The sequence below is a fragment of the Streptomyces sp. MP131-18 genome (assembly GCF_001984575.1).
Lineage (GTDB): Bacteria > Actinomycetota > Actinomycetes > Streptomycetales > Streptomycetaceae > Streptomyces > Streptomyces johnsoniae.
Map to the genome: position 1 here is coordinate 1,217,468 of NZ_LZNS01000001.1, position 20,423 is coordinate 1,237,890.

The window sequence follows — 20,423 nt, forward strand, 5'->3', positions numbered from 1 at the left end:
GGGGGTTACTCATGAGCGAATTCACTGGCACCCAGTGTCTTGATACCTGGCACGGCGTGCCATAACGTGGAGGAGTCCGGGCGGCGTCCCCCCGCACCTTCGCGGGCGCCCGGAGCACCGCGTCACCGCACCACCGCGCCGAACGCGTGCCCGTGCGACCGCCGGACCGACGGCCCAGCAGCCCCCGTCCCCGCCTTGCGTTCGAAAGGCATGCCGTGAAGCACATCCTGGACGCCATCGCCGCACTGGAGGACTCCGACAGCACCCCGGAGGACTTCGCCGCCCTGCCGCTGCCCGACGCCTACCGCGCCGTGACCGTCCACGCGGACGAGACCGGCATGTTCGAAGGGCTGCCGAGCCACGAGAAGGACCCGCGCCGCTCCCTGCACCTGGACGAAGTCCCGGTGCCCGAACTCGGCCCGGGCGAGGCGCTGATCGCCGTCATGGCCAGCTCCGTCAACTACAACTCCGTGTGGACCGCGCTGTTCGAACCGGTCCCCACGTTCGCCTTCCTCGAACGCTACGGACGGCTCTCGCCGCTCGCCAGGCGGCACGATCTGCCGTACCACGTCATCGGCTCCGACCTGGCCGGGGTGGTCCTGCGCACCGGCCCCGGCGTCAACTCCTGGCGCCCCGGCGCCGAAGTCGTCGCCCACTGCCTGTCCGTCGAGCTGGAAGCACCCGACGGGCACGGCGACACGATGCTCGACCCCGAGCAGCGCATCTGGGGTTTCGAGACCAACTTCGGCGGCCTGGCCGAGCTTTCCCTGGTCAAGGCCAACCAGCTCATGCCCAAACCCGCCCACCTGTCGTGGGAGGAGGCCGCCGCCCCCGGCCTGGTCAACTCCACCGCCTACCGCCAGCTGGTCTCCCGTAACGGTGCCGGGCTCAAACAGGGCGACAACGTGCTGATCTGGGGCGCCGGCGGCGGCCTCGGCTCCTACGCCACCCAGCTCGCGCTGGCCGGCGGCGCCAGCCCCGTCTGCGTCGTCTCCAGCCCCGCCAAGGCCGAGATCTGCCGCCGCATGGGCGCCGAGGCCGTCATCGACCGCAACGCCGAGGACTACCGTTTCTGGCGGGACGAGCACACCCAGGACGCGGCGGAATGGCGCCGGTTCGGCGCCCGCATCCGCGAACTCACCGGCGGCGAGGATGTCGACATCGTCTTCGAGCACCCGGGCCGCGAGACGTTCGGCGCCAGCGTCTACGTCACCCGCCGCGGCGGGACGATCGTCACCTGCGCCTCCACCTCCGGCTACCAGCACGTCTACGACAACCGCTACCTCTGGATGAGCCTGAAGCGCATCGTCGGCTCCCACTTCGCCAACTACCGCGAGGCATGGGAGGCCAACCGCCTCGTCGCCAAGGGCCGCATCCACCCCACCCTGTCCAGGACCTACCCCCTCGCCCTGACCGGCCAGGCCGCCCACGACGTGCTCACCAACCGGCACCACGGCAAGGTCGGCATCCTCGCGCTCGCCCCGGCCGAGGGCCTGGGCGTGCGCAACCGCGAGCTGCGCGAACGGCACCTCGCCGCGATCAGCCTCTTCCGTGACCGCACCGACGGGGGTGCGTGACATGCCCGCGCGGCGCGACCGGCCCTGGCTGATGCGGACCTACGCGGGCCACTCCACCGCCGAGGCGTCCAACGCCCTGTACCGGCGCAACCTCGCCAAGGGCCAGACCGGCCTGTCCGTCGCCTTCGACCTGCCGACGCAGACCGGCTACGACCCCGACCACGGCCTCGCCCGCGGCGAGGTCGGCCGCGTCGGCGTTCCGGTGGCCCATCTCGGGGACGTGCGGCGGCTGTTCCACGGCATCCCGCTGGAGCGCACCAACACCTCCATGACCATCAACGCCACCGCGATGTGGCTGCTCGCGCTCTACCGCACCGCGGCCGGCGAACAGGGCGCGGACCCCGCGGTCCTGGCCGGCACCACGCAGAACGACATCGTCAAGGAGTACCTCTCCCGCGGCACCCACGTCTTCCCGCCCGGACCCTCGCTCCGGCTGACCACGGACACCATCGCGCACACCGTGCGCCACATGCCGAAGTGGAACCCGGTCAACATTTCCAGCTATCACCTCCAGGAGGCCGGGGCGACCCCGGTCCAGGAGATCGCCTTCGCGCTGTCCACCGCCATCACCGTCCTGGACGCGGTGCGCGACTCGGGACAGATCCCGCCCGACCGGTTCGGCACGGTCGTCGGCCGCATCTCCTTCTTCGTCAACGCGGGCGTCCGCTTCGTCGAAGAGATGTGCAAGATGCGGGCGTTCACCACCCTCTGGGACCGCATCGCCCGCGAGCGCTACGGCATCACCGATCCCCGCGCGCGCCGGTTCCGCTACGGCGTGCAGGTCAACTCCCTCGGCCTGACCGAGGCGCAGCCGGAGAACAACGTGCAGCGGATCGTGCTGGAGATGCTGGGCGTCACCCTCTCCAGGGACGCCCGGGCCCGCGCCGTTCAACTGCCCGCCTGGAACGAGGCGCTCGGCCTGCCGCGGCCCTGGGACCAGCAGTGGTCGCTGCGCATGCAGCAGGTGCTCGCCGAGGAGAGCGACCTGCTGGAGTACCCCGACCTCTTCGACGGCAGCCACGTCGTCACGCGGCGCACGGCCGAACTCGCCGAGGACGCCTGGCGGGAGATCGGCCGCATCCAGGACATGGGCGGCACGCTCGCCGCCGTCTCCTCCGGCTACCTGAAGTCCGAGCTGGTGGCCTCGCACGCCAGGCGGCGCGCCCGCATCGAGTCGGGCGAGGAACGCGTCGTCGGCGTCAACTGCTACCGCACCGGCGAACCGAGCCCGCTCACCGCCGACCTGGCGACCGCCGTCCTGGCCGTGGACCCGGCCCGGGAGGCCGGGGTCGTCGCGGGGCTCGGTGACTGGCGCGCCCGGCGCGACGGCGCCACGGCCAGGCGCGCGCTCGACGCGCTGCGGCGGACCGCGGAGGGCACGGGCAATCTCATGCCCGCCACGCTCGACTGCGCCCGCGCCGGCGTCACCACCGGCGAGTGGGCCGGGGCGCTGCGCGAGGTGTTCGGCGAGTACCGTGCCCCGACCGGCGTCGCGGGGGCGCCCGCCGCGCCGGACGCGGACGGCCGCCTGGCCCGGGTCCGCGGCGCCGCCGCCGCAACGGCCGGGGAGCTGTCCGCCGGGCGGCTGCGGCTGCTGGTCGGCAAGCCGGGCCTGGACGGCCACAGCAACGGCGCGGAGCAGATCGCCGTCCGGGCCAGGGACGCCGGATTCGAGGTGATCTACCAGGGCATCCGGCTCACCCCCGCCGAGATCGCCGCCACCGCGGCGGCCGAGGACGTGCACTGCGTGGGCCTGTCCCTGCTCTCCGGCGCGCACTCCGCCCTGGTGCCCGAGGTCCTGGCGCGGCTGCGGGCGGCGGGCGCGGACGGCGTCCCGGTCGTCGTCGGCGGCATCATCCCGGCCGCGGACGCGGCGGCGCTGCGTGCCGCGGGGGTGGCCGCCGTGTTCACGGCCAAGGACTTCGGCATCACGGAGATCATCGGCCGTATCGTCGACGAGATCCGCGCGGCCCACGGGCTGCTCCCCGTCCTGGAGGTCCCCTCATGACCACCGCAAGGTTCCGCCCCCGGCGCTCCTGCCTCGCCGTCCCCGGCAGCAACCCGCGCTTCCTCGAAAAGGCCCAGGGCCTGCCGGTCGACCAGGTGTTCCTCGACCTGGAGGACGCCTGCGCCCCGCTGGCGAAGGAGAGCGCCAGGCAGGCGGTCGTCGAGGCGCTGAACGAGGGCGACTGGGGCGGGAAGACGCGGGTCGTGCGCGTCAACGACTGGACGACGCACTGGACGTACCGCGACGTCATCACCGTTGTCGAGGGTGCGGGGGCCGGACTGGACTGCCTGATGCTGCCCAAGGTGCAGGACGCGCAGCAGGTGCTGGCCCTCGACCTGCTGCTCACGCAGATCGAGAAGACGATGGGGCTTGAGGTGGGCCGCATCGGCATCGAGGCGCAGATCGAGGACGCCCGCGGTCTGGTGAACGTCGACGCCATCGCGGCCGCGTCGCCGCGGCTGGAGACGATCGTCTTCGGACCGGCCGACTTCATGGCGTCGATCGCGATGAAGACGCTGGTCGTCGGCCGGCAGCCGCCCGGCTACCCGGCCGACGCCTACCACTACGTGCTCATGCGCATCCTGATGGCCGCCCGTGCCCACGGTCTCCAGGCCGTCGACGGCCCCTACCTCCAGATCCGCGACACCGACGGTTTCCGCGAGGTCGCCGGCCGTTCCGCCGCGCTCGGCTTCGACGGCAAGTGGGTGCTGCACCCCGGCCAGATCGAGGCCGCCAACGACATCTACTCGCCCGGCCAGGAGGACTACGACCGCGCGGAGCTGATCCTGGACGCCTACGCGCACGTCACCTCGCGGGAGGGCGGCGCAAGGGGCGCCGCCATGCTCGGCGACGAGATGATCGACGAGGCCAGCCGCAAGATGGCCCTGGTGATCGCGGGCAAGGGCCGCGCCGCCGGGATGCGGCGCACGACGTCGTACGAGCCGCCCACCGACTGACGGAGGAGCCATGCAGTTCGGCCGCACCTTTGAGGAGTTCACCGTCGGCGACGTCTACCGGCACTGGCCGGGGAAGACCGTCACCGAGTCCGACGACCACCTGTTCTGCCTGCTGACCATGAACCACCACCCGCTGCACCTGGACGCCCACTACGCGGAGCGGACGGCCGAGTTCGGGCGGAACGTCGTCGTCGGCACGTACGTGTACGCGCTGCTGCTCGGCATGTCCGTGCCGGACGTCTCGGGCAAGGCCGTCGCCAACCTGGAGACGGAGTCGCTGCGGCACCTCGCGCCGACGTTCCACGGCGACACCGTGTACGGCGAGACCGCCGTGCTCGCCACCACCCCCTCGCGCTCCCGGCCGGACCGCGGTGTGGTGACCGTGGAGACCAGGGGGCACAAGCAGGACGGCACGCTCGTGTGCACCTTCCGCCGCAAGGTGCTGGTGCCCGTCGCCGCCCGCGTGGCGGAGCGCGGCGGCGAGCAGCCCGGACGGCCCGAGCCCCGCGGGGAGGTCTGAGATGCTCGCCGCGACGGAAGGGCTCACCGACGTCCAGCGGGAGATCCTGCGCACCGTGCGCCGCTTCGTCGACAAGGAGATCCTGCCGGTCGCCTCGGATCTCGAACACCGCGACGAGTACCCGGGCGACATCGTCGCCGGGCTGCGCGATCTCGGCCTGTTCGGCCTGACCGTCCCCGAGGAGTACGGCGGGCTCGGCGAGTCACTGCTCACCTACGCGCTGTGCGTGGCGGAGCTGTCGCGCGGCTGGATGAGCGTGTCCGGCATCGTGAACACGCACTTCATCGTGACCCATCTGCTCCAGCGGTACGGCACGCCCGAGCAGCGGGCGCACTTCCTGCCGCGGATGGCGACCGGCGAGGTGCGCGGCGCGTTCTCGATGTCGGAGCCCGGCCTCGGCTCCGATGTGTCGGCGATCACCTCGCGGGGGGTGCCGGACGGCGCGGACGGCTACCTGCTGACCGGGCAGAAGATGTGGCTGACGAACGGCGGCACGGCGACGCTGGTGGCGGTGCTGTGCCGCACTGACGGGGCGGGGGACGCGGACGGGCCGCCGCACCGGTCGATGACGACGTTCCTGGTCGAGAAGGAGCCGGGGTTCGGGCAGATCGCCCCCGGCCTCACCATCCCCGGCAAAATTGAGAAAATGGGATATAAGGGCGTCGACACCACCGAGATGATCATGGACGGGCTGCAAGTTCCGGCCAACCGGGTCCTCGGCGGCACCCCCGGCCGCGGTTTTTACCAAATGATGGACGGGGTCGAGGTCGGCCGCGTCAACGTCGCCGCCCGCGGCTGCGGCGTCGCGCTGCGTGCCTTCGAACTCGCCATCGCCTACGCACAGCAGCGGCACACGTTCGGCAAACCCATTGCACAGCACCAGGCGATCCAGTTCCGGCTGGCGGAGATGGCCACGAAAATAGAAGCCGCCCACGCCCTCATGGTGCGTGCGGCACGCGCCAAGGACGCCGGGCGCCGGGGCGACCTGGAGGCCGGAATGGCCAAGTATCTCGCCGCGGAACACTGCAGGGAAGTCGTCGAGCACAGTTTTCGCATTCACGGCGGTTACGGCTTTTCCAAGGAGTACGAGATCGAACGGCTCTACCGGGAGGCGCCCATGCTGCTCATCGGCGAGGGAACGGCGGAAATCCAGAAAATGATCATTGCCCGCAGGCTGCTCGACGCCTACCGGCAGACGGGCTGAACACCCCCTGCCGGCGCCGCCGCAGGCCCGCCCGGCACGGGGTTTCCGGCCTCGAACGGCCCGCTGGCTTGCCGAGTTGCCGCTCGAAACCTATAGCATCGGCGTAGTCGCATCGCATCGCACAGATGTGACTTCCCACGCTACGAAGGTCTCCCATGCCTTACCGCTCATCTCCCCTATCCGGCGGCCGGGTACGTCTGGCCCGCGGCGCCTCCCCCTGGCTGGTGCCGACGGTGGCCACCGCCGCCGTCAGCCTGGTGAAGGCCCGCCGCTCCGGCCGCTGGGCCGCGGCGGCCGTCCCCGCCACCGCGCTGGCCGCGAGCATGCTGTGGTTCTTCCGCGACCCCGAGCGGGAGATCGGCCAGGGCCGGGTGATCTCCCCGGCCGACGGCGTGGTGCAGAGCATCACGCCGTGGCACGACGGCCGCACCCGGGTGGCCATTTTCATGAGCCCGCTCAACGTGCACGTGAACCGCGCCCCGGTGGCCGGTACCGTCGCCTCCGTCGAGCACGTCCCGGGCAACTACGTGCCGGCCTTCGACAAGGAGAGCGAGAACAACGAGCGCGTCGTGTGGCGGTTCTCCGGCGAGCTGGGCGACATCGAGATGGTGCAGATCGCCGGCGCGGTGGCGCGGCGCATCATCCCCTACGTCCCGCAGGGCTGCAAGGTCGAGCAGGGCGACCGCATCGGCCTGATCCGGTTCGGTTCGCGCGTGGACGTCTACCTTCCGGAGGGCATCGAGCCGGCCGTCGAGGTCGGCGAGCGCACGAGCGCGGGAGTGACTCGCCTTGACCGTGATTGACCGCAAGTCACGACGCGCCTGGGCGGACGTCACCGAAGAAGAGGACGGTGACGACGACGGCATGCCGCTGTCGATGCGGCTGTCGATAGCGGACACGCTCACCCTGCTGAACGCCACCTGCGGCTTCCTCGCCGTCTACTTCACCACCACCGGCATCCTCATCCCGCACCTCACGAACAGCGGCGACGCGGGCGTGGTCCGCAACAACGCGGCCACCGCCGTGCTGCTGATGCTGCTGGCCTCCGTCTTCGACCTCTTCGACGGCCTGGTCGCGAGGAAGCTGCGGGCCTCCCCCATGGGCGCCGAGCTGGACAACCTCTCGGACCTGATCAGCTTCGGCCTCGCCCCCGCCTACTTCGTGCTCGTCTGGGGCATGGTCGTGGGCGACGTGCACGAGCCGCTGTCGGCCCTGGCCGCCATCGTCGTGCTGCTCGCCGTCGTGCTGCGCCTGGCCAGGTTCTCGTGCGTGACCATGCCGCACGGCGTGTTCCAGGGCATGCCCAGCCCGTTCGGCGCGCTCACCGTCGTCTCCATCGTGCTGCTTGAGCTGCCGTTCACGCCGACCCTCCTGGCCATCGTCGGGGTGGCCTGGCTGATGGTGAGCCGCGTGGAGTACCCCAAGCCGCGCGGGCCGCTGGCCGCCGCCATGCTCTCCTGGATCGTGCTGAGCATGACCCTGCTGACCGCGTGGGCCTTCGACGCCCCCGGCGGCCTGCTCATGCTCCAGACCGCCTGCTCGCTGCAACTGGTGCTCGGCGCGGTGATCCCGCTGTTCGCCATGGTGCGCCGGGTCTACGCCTTCCGCGACAACCGCCGCGAGGCCCGCGCCGGCGCCGAGCCGTAGGAGTTCCCGAGGCCGCCGCCCGGCCCCTCGCGGGCCGGTGTCGGTGGTCCGTAGCACAATGGCCCGCATGGAGCTGACCAAGAAGGGCCACGCCTGCATCCGGCTCACCACCGGGGGCCGCACCCTCGTCATCGATCCTGGTGCGTTCAGCGAGGCGGACGCCGCCGCGGGCGCGGACGCCCTGCTCGTCACCCACGAGCACCCGGACCACTACGACGAGGGGCGGCTGCGGGCCGCCCTTGAGGCCGACCCGGCCGTCGGCCTGTGGACGCTCGCGAGCGTCGCCGAGCGCCTGTCGGCGGCCTTCCCCGGCCGCGTGCACACGGTCGGCGACGGCGACACCTTCCGGGCGGCCGGCTTCGAGGTCGAGGTACACGGACAGTTGCACGCCGTGATCCACCCCGACCTGCCGCGCGTCACCAACGTCGGGTTCCTCGTGGACGGCGAGGTCTTCCACCCCGGGGACGCGCTGACCGTGCCGGAGCGCCCCGTACGCACGCTGATGCTGCCGCTCCACGCCCCGTGGAACAAGTTCTCCGAGGTCCTCGACTACGTGCGCGAGGTCGGGGCCGCGCGGGCCTACGCCGTGCACGACGGGCTGCTCTCCGACGCCGGCCTGACCGTCTACGGCCGCAACCTCGGCCCCCAGGGCCCGGGCACCGGCCCCACCGCGTACGCCCGGCTCGCTCCCGGCGAGTCCGTCACCGTCTGAAGAGAGCCCTCATGCGCATCGCCACGTGGAACGTCAACTCGATCACCGTTCGCATCGACCGGCTGCTGGCCTGGCTGGAGTCGAGCGGCACGGACGTGCTGTGTGTCCAGGAGCTGAAGTGCGACGCCGAGTCGTTCCCCGCGGACCGCCTGCGCGAGGCGGGGTACGAGGCGGTCGTGCACGCCGACGGCAGGTGGAACGGGGTGGCCGTGCTCTCCCGCGTCGGCCTGGCCGACCCGGTCACCGGGCTGACGGCAGGCCCGGAGTTCGACGGCCGCGCCGAGCCCAGGGCCGTCGCCGCCACCTGCGGGGGCGTGCGGGTGTGGTCGGTCTACGTGCCCAACGGCCGCGAGGTCGGCCATCCGCACTTCGCCTACAAGCTGCGGTGGCTCGACGCGCTCCGCGCCACGGTCACCGAGGACGCCGCGGGCGACCGGCCGTTCGCCGTGCTCGGCGACTTCAATGTCGCGCCCGCCGACGAGGATTTGTACGACGTCGCGGCGTTCGAGGGCTCCACGCACGTCACGGACGTCGAGCGGGCGGCGCTCAGCGCACTGCGCGACACCGGCCTGTCCGACGTCGTGCCGCGGCCGTTGAAGTACGACAAGCCCTTCACCTACTGGGACTACCGCCAGCTCTGCTTCCCCAAGAACCGGGGCATGCGGATCGATCTCGTCTATGGCAACCGGGCGTTCGCCGCCTCCGTGAAGGACGCGTACGTCGACCGCGAGGAGCGCAAGGGCAAGGGCGCCTCCGACCACGCGCCGGTCGTCGTCGACCTCGACCCGCGGTGAAGTCGCGCGATCTTCGGGTAGCGTGCCCTGTGGTGCGCCGGGCGCCCGGGATGCGACCCTTGAGCGCATGAACATCCCTTTCCTGGACAACTGGCGCAAGAGGCCCGTCGCGGAGGCGACCGGTCCCTGGTCCGATCCCGAAGGGGTGGCCCAGCTGTTGTCCGAGTGCGAACTGCTGCGCGCCAGAGCCGAGCGCGCCGGCGTCGTCCTCGGCGACACCCCGCTGTCACTCGAGGCGCTCGACCAGCTCCTCCCCCGCTGGCGGGACGACCCGGAGGAACTGCCGTGGCTCGCCAACGACGTCGGCCTCTACCTGGGCACCGTGATCGTCCGCACCGTGCCCGGTGCGCGCTGGGGTCCTGGCCCGGACGGCCAACCCATCGTCGTCATGGCCTCCGGGCGCCAGGTGGACGTGGTCACCACGGGCCAGGAGTGGGCGGACACCGGCGCACCCGAGCTGTCCCAGGTCTACGCGGAGGTCGCCGAATCCTGACGCGCGTCACCGCGGCGGCGGCGCCCGTCAGGTGCCGAAGGTGATGGCGTACTCCAGGCGCCAGCGATCGCCCAGCACCACCGTGTCCGAGGTCTCCACGGGGCGGTCGCCCACGTCGTAGTGCGTGCGCTCCACCGCCGTGACGCACTGGCCCGGGGCGCAGCCGAGCGCCTCGGCCTCCGGGCTCGTGGCCGGCCGCGAGCCCACGACCTCGCGGGCCTGCGCGACCTGGATGCCGATGGCCGCGAAGCGCCCCCGCACGCCGCGGCGCGCATAGGGCCCGCGCTCGGGGAACATCACGTCGGTGCCCTCGGTGAGGCTCAACGGCTCCCAGCTGGTGGCCAGTTGCAGCGGCCGGCGGTCGGCCAGGTACTCGTACTGGGTACACATGACACGCTCGCCCTGGCGGACGCGCAGCCGCTCGGCGATCCCGGGCGGCGCCACCGTACGCGTCGAGGTCGCCTCCCACACCAGATCGGGCTGGCCGTTCACGGCGGTGGCGCCCGGCACGCTGATCCGGGCCGCGAGCGGCGTGTCCACCGCGTCGGTGGTGCGCACCAGCGCGCCGATCGGAGCCCGGTCGCTCACGAACACCCCGCGGCCGAACTGGCCGATCGCATACCCCGCGGTCTTCAGCACCCGCACCGCCCGGTCCACCGTCTGGTCGCTCGCCCGGTAGGCACGCTTCAGCTCGGCTCTGGACGGAATCCGCGCCCCGACCGCGAGCCCTCCCTCGTCGATCTGCCGCCGCAGATCGTCGGCGATGCGCTGGTACATCGGCCGCGTGTCGCCCATCCCCGTCTCCCTTCCGCGGGCCGTGTCGCCCTGCGTACCCCAGGGGCCAGGCTACGTCACGCCGCGTCAGAGATCCTTACTGGTGGTGAGCTTCGGCTGGGCCGTGGTGGCCGCGCGGGTCACGTCCTTGACGAGTTCGACCACGTCGGGGCCGTACGCCTGCGAGTTGACGACTTTCAGCAGCAGGCAGAAGTTGCCGCCCGAGCCGTGCTTCCTGGCCAGTTTCGTGTGGTGCTTGGCGAGATAGCGGGTCGCCGCCTGGTTGGTGACCGACCGCTGGCCGCAGGCCAGGAACACCGGCCTGCCTTGCTGCCCGGCGGTGAGGCGGGCGAGCAGCACGTGCTCGACCGAGCCGTTCTCCAGCCGGTAGCGCTCGGTCCCGATGAGGAACGCGCCGCGGTCAGGACCCGGTTCGGTATCCGTGTTGACGGCGACGCCCGGCAGCAGACTGTGCAGGTGCGCGGCCATCCGGCGGTTCCGCCTCGTTCCGAAAACTCACTTCAGAACTCACCCTGACCCTGACTGCCTGACCAGCACAAACACCACGGCCCCCGGAGAGACCGGGGGCCTTCTTCATGCCTCAGAGGGGGTGAATATGCTGATTGATCTTGAGAGACGGTGGATGTGGCGGCCCGACAAGGCGTGCGCCAGTGAGGCGCTGAACACCTTCTTCCCGACTGGGCCTACAGGGCCCGACAACCCCCCCTCCAAGCCGGCTATCGCAGCTGCGGAGCGAGCCAAGGAACTCTGCGCCCGCTGCCCAGTCATGCTGGAGTGCCGCCGGGACACCCTGGGTGAGCCCTACGGGGTCTGGGGTGGCCGGGCGGAGTGGGAGCGCAGGGCACGGCGGAGGCAGGTAGCCGCCTCTGTCGCCACATGGCCCGTTGACCGCCGTCTGGCGTGGGGGCGACTGTGTCACCAGCTCTACGCCGCCAGCGGACGCTGGACGCGCGTTCAGGAGCGCACCGGGCTACTGATATGGGTGGCTCAGAAACTGGCTGCCGAGCACAAGCGCAGCCTGCCCCGCAAACTCCCTCCAGCGCCCCCCGAGGGGGCGATTACCCGAGTGCTGGACTGGCCGGAGAACCCGGGCACGAAACACGCCTGGGTGTGGCAGGGCGGCCGAATGAAGGACGCCCACATCCGGGGCGTCACTCCGGATGAGACCTACTACTACGCCTCTGTCGCCTCGGGCCGAGGGCACTCCCACGCCTGGGTGCGTCGGGAGCATGTGCGCATCTACGCCAAGTACATTGACCCTCCGCTAAAGGAGAAGCTGGACCGTGCCGAATACGACCGCATCCGTCCCCGCCGGCGGCGCAGGGCCGCGTGAGATCAAGCATCTGAGCTACAGCTCTATGAGCACCTGGCAGAAGTGTGGTAAGGCATACCAGCTCGGCAGAGTCCGAGGCATCCGGGGAACTCCAGCGTGGTGGAACATCGGCGGGAACGCCGTGCATTCCGTCCTGGAGGTGTGGGACCACCTCTTCCGCGAACACGGGGCCCCCAATTGGGGTGACGAGGCACTGCGGAGCGCGTTTTCCGGCGCCCTGGAGTCCGAGATTGACTGGGCGGCGCAGGTTGAGCCCGACCAATCCAAGTGGCGCGTCAAGCGCATGTCTTCCGAGGGTTACGACTGGTGGCAGACCAACGGCCCGGTCATGTGCCGTTCGTACATCGACTGGCGTCTCCGCTCTCCGAGCTGGGAGATATGGACGACGCCGGACGGCGAGCCGGCCATTGAGCTGGATGTGTCCGGCTATCTGCCCGGATGCGATCTGGAGATCAAGGCGTTCGTTGACCGCGTCTTCGAGGACACCGTCAACCGGGTTCTCTGGATCGTGGATTTCAAGAGCGGTTCATCTATGGGGACTGACCTCCAGTTCGGCACCTATCGAGCCCTGATTGCGCAGAAGTTCAAGGCCGTGGCTGATCTCGGGGCCACGTTCCGGACCCGGGACAACAGGAGTCGCCGGAACGGCAAGGCTCCGGGTCTCTACATACACAACCAGAACCTCACCAAGTGGACGCCGGAGTACGCCGGAGGGCTTTTCGGGCAGATGTCCACCGCCGTGAAGGGCGGCGTGTTCATTGCGAACACCAGCGATGACGGCTGGTGCACCAACGTCTGCGACCTCAGGGGCCACTGCTATGCAGCCGGCGGAGAGCTGGCCGCGGGTAGCGACCCGGACCACCCGGAGCACGCAGGCTAATGCCCTCGCAACGTGAGGCCGTGGCGATGTTCCAGCGCCAGCTAGGCGCAGTCATCCTCGCCCCCTCGAAACCGAAAAAGACCACCACCCAGGCCCCGCAGAAGCGGGGCCTTTCTCGTTCCACGAATAGGAGCAGCATGAGCACCCCGCAGGACACCACTTACTCCGTTGAGCGAGCCGACTCTCCCGACGACGGAGACGCCTGGACCGGGGACGACTCCCCGTCGTACCCGGAACTGCCGAGCAATCCGCACAACCACGTGTTCACCTGGAGCCCGAAGCTCAGCGACGGTTCCATGCTGGTGATCCGCAGCAACTCTGCGGCCGGACTGCTCGCCGCCACTCAGGCCGTTGCTGGCGTGGCGGCCGAACTCCAGCGGACCTGGGACGGCGCCAAGGCGACTAGTCAGGGATTCCAGCAGGCGATGCAGCAGCAGTACCAGAACAGTGGCTTCAACGGCGGCCAGCAGCCGAACCAGCCCTACCAGGGGCAGCCTCCGTGGCAGCAGGCGGGAGCCCCGCAGGGTGGGGCCATGGTCCCCCCTGGCTGGATGAAGCTGAACGTCCCCTTCCCGCAGAAGGGCGCGTTCGACGCGATCGTGGCGCAGTACAACATCCGCAAGGGCGACCCCAACAACGGCGGTCAGGTGTCCTTTCAGAAGGCCGTGAAGTCCTGGTACTGCGCGCCTGAGGTGGCGCAGGCGTTTGCCCAGTTCACCCCCACGCCTGCGTAACGGATGCGCACGCTCTCACGGAGCGTGACTCGGGGAGGGGAGTCCAGTGCTCCCCTCCCCGCGCCGTTCCAGACGTGGGCCCAGCGATACATCAGATTTCACCGGGCCTCCCTGTCCCTCCTGTTCGGCGTCTCGGGCTCCTTCAAAACGATGATCGCCCTGAATGCGCTGGTCAATATGCGCCTGCCGACGCTGGCATTCAGTACCGATTCCGACGAAGACACTGTGGCCGCCCGGCTGGCAGCCCTTTCCACGGGTGAGCCGTACACGGTCACCCGCTCATGGCGCCAGCGTGAGCCGCTGCGTCTTCAGGAGGCCATCGCTCCCTTCGACTTCATCCGCTGGGACTTCGCTCCCCAGCTGGACCTGAATCACATATGGAACTCCCTCTACGCCCACTACGAGACGGAGGGGCGTTACCCGGATCAGGTTCTCGTGGACATCCTCTCCGACGTGTGGCACTCGGAGGGCGAGGGCGAATGGGGCATGCAGAAAGCCGTTCTGCGGCAGCTCAAGGCCCTTGCCAGGGAAACCGGCTGTCACGTCCTAGTGGTCACTCACGCGACCGCAGACAGGGCCAAGAGCCCCTGCCCCAAGAAAGGCGACATCCAGGGGAAATTGGATGCCCTTCCGGAGGTCATCATCTCCTGTGGCGTGGACTGGCAGAACCAATTGCAGGTCACCGCCGTGAAGAACCGGCACGGGAAGAGCGACCCGCAGGCGGACAGCCATTTCCGTATGGCCATTGAGCCCGACAGGGCTTTCGTCGGGGACTACGTGGCCCCGCAGTACCCGGCGTATGCCGGGGCCTACTACGACAACGAGGAAGAGGGGGAAGAGTGAAGTACCGAGTCAAGATCTACTGCTTCGGCATGGTCGCCGAGAACCCGAAGGAGTTCGACACCGAAGAGGCGGCCGAACAGTACGCCGCCGAGATGCAGAGAATTCCCGGCTTCATCCCGATCGTCGAAGAGGTCGAGTCATGACCGGAGAGAGCTGGGTCAGGCTGATCCCTTGGGTCATTGCCAGCGGCGGCCTGTGGGCCGCCCTCCTGTGGAGTTGGCTGCGATGAGTGACCCGATAGGCCAGAACCCCACGGGGAGACCCCGAAAGAGCAGCGCCGGTACCCGGCGGAAGAAGGCCAAGAGAGAGGCGAAGAGGGATGAGGGGAACTGAGCACTACCGCGAGGCGGAACGAGCCCTTCGGCGCGCTAACGAGTCTGGCGATGTCGAATGGGCGATGGTGAATGCCCAGATGGCGCAGGTGCACGCGACGTTGGCCCTGGCTGCTGCCACGGCGCTTGCGCCCGTGGCGGGCGTTCAGGACACGCGAGAGCTGGAGTCATCCACCTATGAGGCGTGGCAAGAGGTCGCGGAATGAGCCCCGACGAGCCCATTCCGTTCGAGCTGACGCCGCTGGCGGATGAATTCCTCTTCACCGATGGGGAGATGACGCAGGTCGCGGATCTGGTCAGCTCGCTCCGCGACTTCGTCGGCCTGTTCATCACCACCGCGGAGGAATGATGCTCTGCGGTGGTGTCTTTGAGCACAAGTGGGGGCCATGGACATATGAGCCCCGCAAGGGTGGCTACTACCGGGCCTGTGAGCTGTGCGGGGAGATTGAGCATCGATGAGGATTCTCCTGACGGGGTCAAGAGATTGGCCCCGTCCGCAGACCGTTTCTATGGCCCTCTGGAGCCTCTACGAAGAGGCCGGAGGGCCTTTGCTTGTGGTCCACGGCGCATGCCCCACAGGGGCCGACTCTGCGGCGTCTGAGTGGTGCAGGGCTACGCGCTGCGGCATGGAGGAGAAGCACCCGGCCGACTGGACCCGGCACGGGAAGAAGGCCGGGCCAGCCCGCAATCAACTGATGGTGGACAAGGGCGCAGACGTCTGCTTGGCGTTCATCAAGGACAACAGCAAGGGCGCATCTCACTGCGCCGAGAGAGCCATGGGCGCCGGAATAGACACACGGATATGGAGGATGTGACGTGTTCGGAAACGACGAAGAGGAATTCGAGGCGTGGCTAGACCTGGCCCAGGAGGCTGACTGCGTGGCCGAAGAGGTGGATCACGGTGTGGCCGTGCTGGAGAACCTGACGCCAGTCGTCCAGATGGCAACCAAGCTCGGACTGGACAAGGGCGTCGTCTTCCAGCGCATCATCGCTAGAACGGATGACTGCTGCCTCCCGGACACCACCGGCATTCTCCCTGCGCTGTGGAAGGAGCTGTCATGAGCGCCCGAGACAGGCTGGCAGTCATGATGACCACGAGCCCTGCGCCTGATGGCGAGTGGTCCAATGCGGAGATCGATGCTGCAATCGACGCTTTCGCCCACGAGCTGGCGGAGGAGGTCAGGGCGGACACGAGGCACATCCGCTACGGGAGCGCGACGGACTATGCCAACCGGCATGCCGACCTAATTGACCCGGAGGTGAAGCCGTGAAGTTTATCAACCGCCTTATTGGGCGGTTCGGTGTGATAGTCGTCCCTGTCCCGCCGAGCGCCAAGTCTCTCCGAGAGCACGCCAATGTAGGCGAAACCTTCCACCCTGCGCGGGGCGGGAAGTGCGTCAGGTGGATGCGTACCGTGGCCGACCTAATCGACCCAGAGGTGCGCAATGGGTGAACTCAGCCCGGGAGACCGGGTGACCATAGTCACCACTGAGAAGTGGTGCGCACTGGAAATGTACGGCATCACCGGGACCGTGCTTGACGGCCCGGACCGATGGGACTCCTACGGCGTGATGCTGGACGAGGAGTTTGATTCGGAGCGGCTGCCCCTCGCCTTCAGTAGAGGCGAGCTGGACAAGATGGAAACGGTGGAGGTGGGCTGATGGCGGCGCTATTCAGCAAGGAGAACGTCAAGGTCGGTGACACGCTGCTCTTGCGTGATGGCCCCAAACTCGATGAGGTCACCGTCGTCAAGGTCGGTCGCACGCTGGTTCATGTGCGGAAGTACGGCCGACCGATGCCGTTTCGAATGAGCGATGGGGGACTCAATGAGCGCATGTTCGGTTATGGAATGTGGCTCACCACTCCGGAAATCGAGGCCGAGAGGGAGCGTGCTGCCGCTCTGGAGGACCGCCTGAAGGAGTTCGGTATAGCCCTCCGTTTCGGCTACAGCAAGCCCTCCACGGCCAAACTGGAGGCTCTGTTGAAGGTGATGGAGTCCGAGGATGGCTGACATTCACCGCCTGCCCCTGCTGGGGCATGACCTCGAACTCCCAGCGCCGGAGCGCGAGAGAGTCAAGGTCTACAAGGATGGTCCGTACTGGACCTCAGAGCACCGATGCCCGGGGCGACCTCGCTCCGCACCCAAGTATGGGTATCCGCAGGCCAGCTGGCGCGAGGCGTTTGACCTCGCGCTGACTCATGTCAAGAGGTGCTTGTGGTGAGCAACCAAGTTCTTCTGATCGGCGGCCCGAAAGACGGCGAATGGGTGACCACGAGAGAGCGTGTCTTTGAGGTGGCACACGTCGAAGAGGGCGCGCATGCGGACGTCTTTGCCCCGGTTAAGCGAGTTGTGTATCAGGTGGAATCCATCGCGTTGTTCGGCAGGCGCCTCATGGTGGCCCTGCCGCTGCAAACACTTTCCACCGAGCGCGAGGAGGCTGTCATCAGGGCCGTGTTCCAGCGGGACGTGGCGCAGGAGATCCTACGGGAGGGCAAGTGACCGATGACGAACTGCCCACGGTCATCCACAGGACCCGTGAGGAGCTGCTTCAGCAGCGTGAGGAGCTGATAGCCCGGACCGGGATGACTGAAGAGGTGCTGTTTCGCAGGGCAGAGGATTTCATCCTCTACCCCGAGCATTACCTCATTTACGAGACCGTCCAGGGTATCGATTACCTCTTGGGGGAAGGGTGAGCACCAAGAGCGACGCGAAGGAGAAGAAATGCATTTGCTGATCTACGTATTCACGGAGCCGAGGGCGAGCGCCGAGGAGGCCCTAGAGCCCTTCCGCCAACACGAGAACAATGACGGCAACTGGGTCGGAGAGTGGGACTGGTGGGCTGAGGGTGGCCGGTGGCACGGCCATCTTGACGGCCGCAACAAGGCAGCCGCATCCGAGGTGCGAGGCATGGAGACCTTCCCCGCTTCGCCCTTCGGGTTCCTGACCCTCCAGGGGGAATGGGTGGCCCGGGAATTCTGGGACGACAACGGCTCCCAGAAGACCGCGGACTACGAGGCCAGGTACTCGCAGTACCTGGCCTCAGTGCCTGACGAGACCGTTGTCACGGTGGTGGACATCCACTCATGACCAAGAGCAAGGCGAAGGGCACCAAGGCGGAGACTGAGGTCGTGAAGTATCTCCGGCAGTGGTGGCCGGCGGCGGAACGCCGAGCCCTCTCAGGGGCCAAGGACAAGGGTGACGTGGCCGGGATTCCCGGCGTGGTCGTGGAGGTCAAGGCAGCTCAGCGTCAGCTCATTGGGCCGTGGCAGCGGGAGACCTTCGCGGAGAAGAAACACGCCCTCGCCAGCGCGTGCTTGCTGGTCGTCAAGCGCCCTCGGAAGCCTGTTGCACAATGGGATGCCTACATGCCTGCCGATCAGATCAACGCTGCGCTCCGCTGGGCTGGCGATGCGCAGGAACTCTTCAATGAGGGGGCGCTGTGGGTGCGTATGGACCTCTTCGGAGCCGCAGTCCTACTCAAGGCACAGGGGTACTAATCCCCCTCGAACCCGTCCTGGCGCACTACGGCGTTGAGCTGCGGGGCTCGCGCTGGGGCGAGCAGCAAGCCTGCTGCCCCATTCATGGAGAGAGACGCCCTTCCTTCCGAGTCAACCTGGAGCGGGGCGTCTTCTTCTGTCACTCCTGCGGAGCGGGGGGCTCCGCAGTCCACCTGATCATGGCAATGGAGAGCTGCACACGTGAAGACGCTCTCACTAGAGCAGAGACTCTTTCTCGGGACCTCGGTTTCGAGATACCAAGCCGCACTGGCGGCAGATATCGGCGCCCAGGCGTACCTGGCGCTGAGGGGGATAGACCAGTCGGCCGCAAATATGTTCCGCCTGGGCGTCGTTAGCGACCCGATGACCGGCCATGAGGCGTTCCGCGGCAGGCTGGCCCTGCCGTACCTGACCCCCTCGGGTCCGGTTGCCCTGCGTTTCCGCTGCATCCAGAACCACGTCTGCAAAGAGACAGTCTGGTTCACTGACAGCAAGGGGAAGCCGGTCTACTGCCCGAAGTACACCGGCCCCGAGGGCGACGAAGGGCATCTCTTCAACGTGGCCGCCCTCAAGGCTGATTCGGAGTTTCTGGTCATCTGTGAAGGCGAGATAGACGCTATCGCCTGGACGATGGCAGGAGTCCCAGCCGTTGCCCTTTCGGGCGTGAAAGCGTGGAAGGACCACTTCAAGCTCACGCTGGACGACTTCCGGATCATCTATGTGGCCGCCGACCGGGACGACGCCGGCCGGGGCTTGAAGTCCCTACTCATCAAAGAAGTTGGGGCACGCCCCATCCGGTACCCGAAAGGACAGGACGCCAATGACCTCTGGAGATCCGGAGGGGCAGAAGCCCTCCGAGCCCTCATTCCAGGGTGACCTGGAGGCCCTGCGGGAACTCCAGCGCCTTCTGGACGAGGCGTACGAGCACTACTTTGCCAACAGTGACGGCTACTGCAAAAGCAGTGAGGGCTACATCGGCCTCGACCTCAACAACTACTTCGAGCGTCGAGACGGCGAGCCCCTTCGAATCAAGGGCGTGGAGGTCTACTCCTACGTCCTCGGGCCGTCCCGGCGGCATACTTTCCCCACTATCGCCGCCGCGCTGGATACCGTCCGACGATGGCACGCCGAGGAAATGTCCTGCGACTATTCCGAGGAGGACTGGTGACTGAGCCCTCATCCCCGGCTGAGGAACTGCGTAAGGCGGCCGACAGGGTGATGCAACCGCCCTTCGGGCTGGCCATCGGTCGAACGCTCCGCTGGCCGTTGCATGACCTGTTCGAGTTCGCAGCGGAGATGTACTCCGGATGGAAAGGCCCGTACGTGTCGGTGGAGCTGAGCCACTTCCTGGCTCTCGCCCGAGCCATCAACGGGACCAAGGAGGACTGATGGAGGTCACACCCACCTCATTGAGAGTGGAATCCGACTATCTAGCCGAAATGATGGGCGAGGAGACCGTGAGCGACACCGAACCGAACACCCACATCGTCACCGAGAGAGCCGCCAGTATGGCCGTCAGAGGGGCGCTGAGCGCCCTTATAGAGGACGGCAGAGGGAGAGGTTACCTCGACCTCCAGCAGTGGCTCACGGCCGAGCTGGACCACGTCTACCGGCAGGCCGGGCGGTGAGCCTGCCCGTTGACAGGCCGCTCACTGAGCGCAGAATCCAGATCCTGCGTCACCTGGCCAACGGGCTGACGACGGACGAGATCGCTGCCGAGATCCATATAGGCAGGAACTCCGTACTGACTCATCTCCAGTACACCTATCGCCAGCTCGGGGCCCGCAACGGGGCCCATGCCGTGGCGATAGCCATGGTCCGGGGGTTTGTAGAGCCGCACGAGGTGCCCCTACCGGCGCCGCGGGCGCCGCTGAGGAGAGCGAAGTGAACGCGGGAGAGCCGCACGATTATCTGTCCACCGGCTGTCTCCACGGCCGTCACGACTACTGCCAGAACAGGGAGGGGCAGGCGGGATCGAAGACACCTGCCACCTGTAAGTTCTGCGAGGCCAAGTGCACCTGCCCCTGCCATCAGGGGGGAGCAGCGCCTGAGAACACACGACCTGTCGACCTGATGGAACTTCTGCCGCCCCCTCCC

At 68.2% G+C, this 20,423-nt stretch carries 31 protein-coding genes and 2 pseudogenes; 31 read left to right on the top strand and 2 right to left on the bottom strand.

The window, feature by feature from the left end; translation table 11 throughout:
* Window positions 1–215 precede the first annotated feature (215 nt).
* The 10 genes from ccrA (at window position 216) to STBA_RS05215 (ending at window position 9,911) form a co-directional block, all read left to right on the top strand.
* Window positions 216–1,577 (top strand): crotonyl-CoA carboxylase/reductase, encoded by a 1,362-nt coding sequence (gene ccrA / locus STBA_RS05170; RefSeq protein WP_107484976.1) that lies wholly within the window; start codon window positions 216–218, stop codon window positions 1,575–1,577.
* Between the two features lies 1 nt (window position 1,578).
* A complete protein-coding gene (locus tag STBA_RS05175; RefSeq protein WP_077058097.1) occupies window positions 1,579–3,585 on the top strand; it encodes a methylmalonyl-CoA mutase family protein in 2,007 nt (668 codons plus the stop codon).
* A complete protein-coding gene (locus STBA_RS05180; RefSeq protein WP_077058098.1) occupies window positions 3,582–4,541 on the top strand; it encodes a CoA ester lyase in 960 nt (319 codons plus the stop codon). The genes STBA_RS05175 and STBA_RS05180 overlap by 4 nt, the downstream gene beginning before the upstream one ends.
* Before the next feature lie 10 nt (window positions 4,542–4,551).
* Window positions 4,552–5,061 (top strand): MaoC family dehydratase, encoded by a 510-nt coding sequence (locus STBA_RS05185; protein WP_077058099.1) that lies wholly within the window; start codon window positions 4,552–4,554, stop codon window positions 5,059–5,061.
* Between the two features lies 1 nt (window position 5,062).
* Window positions 5,063–6,265 (top strand): acyl-CoA dehydrogenase family protein, encoded by a 1,203-nt coding sequence (locus STBA_RS05190; protein WP_077058100.1) that lies wholly within the window; start codon window positions 5,063–5,065, stop codon window positions 6,263–6,265.
* A gap of 155 nt (window positions 6,266–6,420) precedes the next feature.
* Window positions 6,421–7,068 (top strand): phosphatidylserine decarboxylase, encoded by a 648-nt coding sequence (locus tag STBA_RS05195; protein WP_077058101.1) that lies wholly within the window; start codon window positions 6,421–6,423, stop codon window positions 7,066–7,068.
* On the top strand, window positions 7,055–7,912 hold the full coding sequence (gene pssA, locus STBA_RS05200; protein WP_171987641.1) for a CDP-diacylglycerol--serine O-phosphatidyltransferase: 858 nt from the start codon (window positions 7,055–7,057) through the stop codon (window positions 7,910–7,912). Before STBA_RS05195 ends, pssA begins: the two co-directional genes overlap by 14 nt.
* Window positions 7,913–7,979: 67 nt before the next feature.
* Entirely contained in the window at window positions 7,980–8,624 is a 645-nt protein-coding gene (locus tag STBA_RS05205; RefSeq protein WP_077058103.1) for an MBL fold metallo-hydrolase, read from the top strand.
* Between the two features lie 11 nt (window positions 8,625–8,635).
* Window positions 8,636–9,418, top strand: coding sequence for an exodeoxyribonuclease III (locus STBA_RS05210; protein WP_077058104.1), 783 nt, complete (start codon window positions 8,636–8,638; stop codon window positions 9,416–9,418).
* 67 nt (window positions 9,419–9,485) lie between these two features.
* On the top strand, window positions 9,486–9,911 hold the full coding sequence (locus STBA_RS05215) for a DUF6278 family protein (RefSeq protein WP_077058105.1): 426 nt from the start codon (window positions 9,486–9,488) through the stop codon (window positions 9,909–9,911).
* Between the two features lie 27 nt (window positions 9,912–9,938).
* On the opposite strand, the gene STBA_RS05220 is transcribed toward STBA_RS05215, so the two are convergent.
* Window positions 9,939–10,706 (bottom strand): GntR family transcriptional regulator, encoded by a 768-nt coding sequence (locus STBA_RS05220; protein ID WP_077058106.1) that lies wholly within the window; start codon window positions 10,704–10,706, stop codon window positions 9,939–9,941.
* 66 nt (window positions 10,707–10,772) lie between these two features.
* Window positions 10,773–11,183, bottom strand: a pseudogene (locus STBA_RS05225) (hypothetical protein); the annotation flags it as partial.
* Between the two features lie 145 nt (window positions 11,184–11,328).
* On the opposite strand from STBA_RS05225, the gene STBA_RS39225 reads away from it, so the two are divergent.
* The 21 genes and pseudogenes from STBA_RS39225 (at window position 11,329) to STBA_RS39430 (ending at window position 20,214) form a co-directional block, all read left to right on the top strand.
* Entirely contained in the window at window positions 11,329–12,039 is a 711-nt protein-coding gene (locus tag STBA_RS39225; RefSeq protein WP_290443981.1) for a WhiB family transcriptional regulator, read from the top strand.
* Window positions 11,990–12,919: a PD-(D/E)XK nuclease family protein gene (locus tag STBA_RS05235; RefSeq protein ID WP_077058108.1), complete on the top strand. Its 930-nt coding sequence runs from the start codon at window positions 11,990–11,992 to the stop codon at window positions 12,917–12,919. Before STBA_RS39225 ends, STBA_RS05235 begins: the two co-directional genes overlap by 50 nt.
* Window positions 12,920–13,056: 137 nt before the next feature.
* Complete coding sequence (locus STBA_RS05240; protein ID WP_143659426.1) at window positions 13,057–13,653, top strand: hypothetical protein; 597 nt, start codon at window positions 13,057–13,059, stop codon at window positions 13,651–13,653.
* A gap of 3 nt (window positions 13,654–13,656) precedes the next feature.
* Window positions 13,657–14,496 (top strand): AAA family ATPase, encoded by an 840-nt coding sequence (locus STBA_RS05245; RefSeq protein ID WP_077058110.1) that lies wholly within the window; start codon window positions 13,657–13,659, stop codon window positions 14,494–14,496.
* Complete coding sequence (locus STBA_RS37560) at window positions 14,493–14,639, top strand: hypothetical protein (RefSeq protein WP_171987643.1); 147 nt, start codon at window positions 14,493–14,495, stop codon at window positions 14,637–14,639. Before STBA_RS05245 ends, STBA_RS37560 begins: the two co-directional genes overlap by 4 nt.
* Before the next feature lie 391 nt (window positions 14,640–15,030).
* Window positions 15,031–15,177 (top strand): hypothetical protein, encoded by a 147-nt coding sequence (locus STBA_RS37570; RefSeq protein ID WP_171987644.1) that lies wholly within the window; start codon window positions 15,031–15,033, stop codon window positions 15,175–15,177.
* A 106-nt stretch (window positions 15,178–15,283) separates the two neighbouring features.
* The gene (locus STBA_RS39230; RefSeq protein WP_077058112.1) at window positions 15,284–15,643 is read left to right on the top strand and encodes an SLOG family protein; all 360 of its coding nucleotides are present in this window, start codon (window positions 15,284–15,286) and stop codon (window positions 15,641–15,643) included.
* A gap of 1 nt (window position 15,644) precedes the next feature.
* Entirely contained in the window at window positions 15,645–15,890 is a 246-nt protein-coding gene (locus STBA_RS05260; protein WP_077058113.1) for a hypothetical protein, read from the top strand.
* Window positions 15,887–16,099 carry a hypothetical protein gene (locus tag STBA_RS05265; protein ID WP_077058114.1) on the top strand — a complete coding sequence of 71 codons (213 nt, stop codon included), beginning with the start codon at window positions 15,887–15,889 and terminating at the stop codon, window positions 16,097–16,099. The genes STBA_RS05260 and STBA_RS05265 overlap by 4 nt, the downstream gene beginning before the upstream one ends.
* Before the next feature lie 174 nt (window positions 16,100–16,273).
* Window positions 16,274–16,489 (top strand): hypothetical protein, encoded by a 216-nt coding sequence (locus STBA_RS05270; protein ID WP_143659427.1) that lies wholly within the window; start codon window positions 16,274–16,276, stop codon window positions 16,487–16,489.
* The gene (locus tag STBA_RS05275) at window positions 16,489–16,839 is read left to right on the top strand and encodes a hypothetical protein (protein ID WP_077058116.1); all 351 of its coding nucleotides are present in this window, start codon (window positions 16,489–16,491) and stop codon (window positions 16,837–16,839) included. The genes STBA_RS05270 and STBA_RS05275 overlap by 1 nt, the downstream gene beginning before the upstream one ends.
* 207 nt (window positions 16,840–17,046) lie before the next feature.
* Complete coding sequence (locus tag STBA_RS05280; RefSeq protein WP_143659428.1) at window positions 17,047–17,328, top strand: hypothetical protein; 282 nt, start codon at window positions 17,047–17,049, stop codon at window positions 17,326–17,328.
* On the top strand, window positions 17,325–17,522 hold the full coding sequence (locus STBA_RS05285) for a hypothetical protein (protein WP_079251727.1): 198 nt from the start codon (window positions 17,325–17,327) through the stop codon (window positions 17,520–17,522). The genes STBA_RS05280 and STBA_RS05285 overlap by 4 nt, the downstream gene beginning before the upstream one ends.
* A 214-nt stretch (window positions 17,523–17,736) precedes the next feature.
* Window positions 17,737–17,916: a hypothetical protein gene (locus STBA_RS38250; protein ID WP_143659429.1), complete on the top strand. Its 180-nt coding sequence runs from the start codon at window positions 17,737–17,739 to the stop codon at window positions 17,914–17,916.
* The gene (locus STBA_RS05295; RefSeq protein WP_077058119.1) at window positions 17,913–18,326 is read left to right on the top strand and encodes a hypothetical protein; all 414 of its coding nucleotides are present in this window, start codon (window positions 17,913–17,915) and stop codon (window positions 18,324–18,326) included. The genes STBA_RS38250 and STBA_RS05295 overlap by 4 nt, the downstream gene beginning before the upstream one ends.
* Window positions 18,269–18,490: pseudogene (locus STBA_RS39425) on the top strand (CHC2 zinc finger domain-containing protein); the annotation flags it as partial. The gene STBA_RS05295 and the pseudogene STBA_RS39425, both read left to right, overlap by 58 nt.
* A gap of 37 nt (window positions 18,491–18,527) precedes the next feature.
* Window positions 18,528–19,202 carry a toprim domain-containing protein gene (locus tag STBA_RS05305; RefSeq protein WP_253194538.1) on the top strand — a complete coding sequence of 225 codons (675 nt, stop codon included), beginning with the start codon at window positions 18,528–18,530 and terminating at the stop codon, window positions 19,200–19,202.
* Window positions 19,147–19,494, top strand: a complete 348-nt coding sequence (locus tag STBA_RS05310) for a hypothetical protein (protein WP_077058122.1) — start codon at window positions 19,147–19,149, stop codon at window positions 19,492–19,494. The genes STBA_RS05305 and STBA_RS05310 overlap by 56 nt, the downstream gene beginning before the upstream one ends.
* Window positions 19,491–19,715 (top strand): hypothetical protein, encoded by a 225-nt coding sequence (locus tag STBA_RS05315; protein WP_077058123.1) that lies wholly within the window; start codon window positions 19,491–19,493, stop codon window positions 19,713–19,715. Before STBA_RS05310 ends, STBA_RS05315 begins: the two co-directional genes overlap by 4 nt.
* Window positions 19,715–19,954 (top strand): hypothetical protein, encoded by a 240-nt coding sequence (locus STBA_RS37580; RefSeq protein ID WP_077058124.1) that lies wholly within the window; start codon window positions 19,715–19,717, stop codon window positions 19,952–19,954. Before STBA_RS05315 ends, STBA_RS37580 begins: the two co-directional genes overlap by 1 nt.
* On the top strand, window positions 19,951–20,214 hold the full coding sequence (locus STBA_RS39430; RefSeq protein ID WP_077058125.1) for a helix-turn-helix transcriptional regulator: 264 nt from the start codon (window positions 19,951–19,953) through the stop codon (window positions 20,212–20,214). The genes STBA_RS37580 and STBA_RS39430 overlap by 4 nt, the downstream gene beginning before the upstream one ends.
* Window positions 20,215–20,423 lie beyond the last annotated feature (209 nt).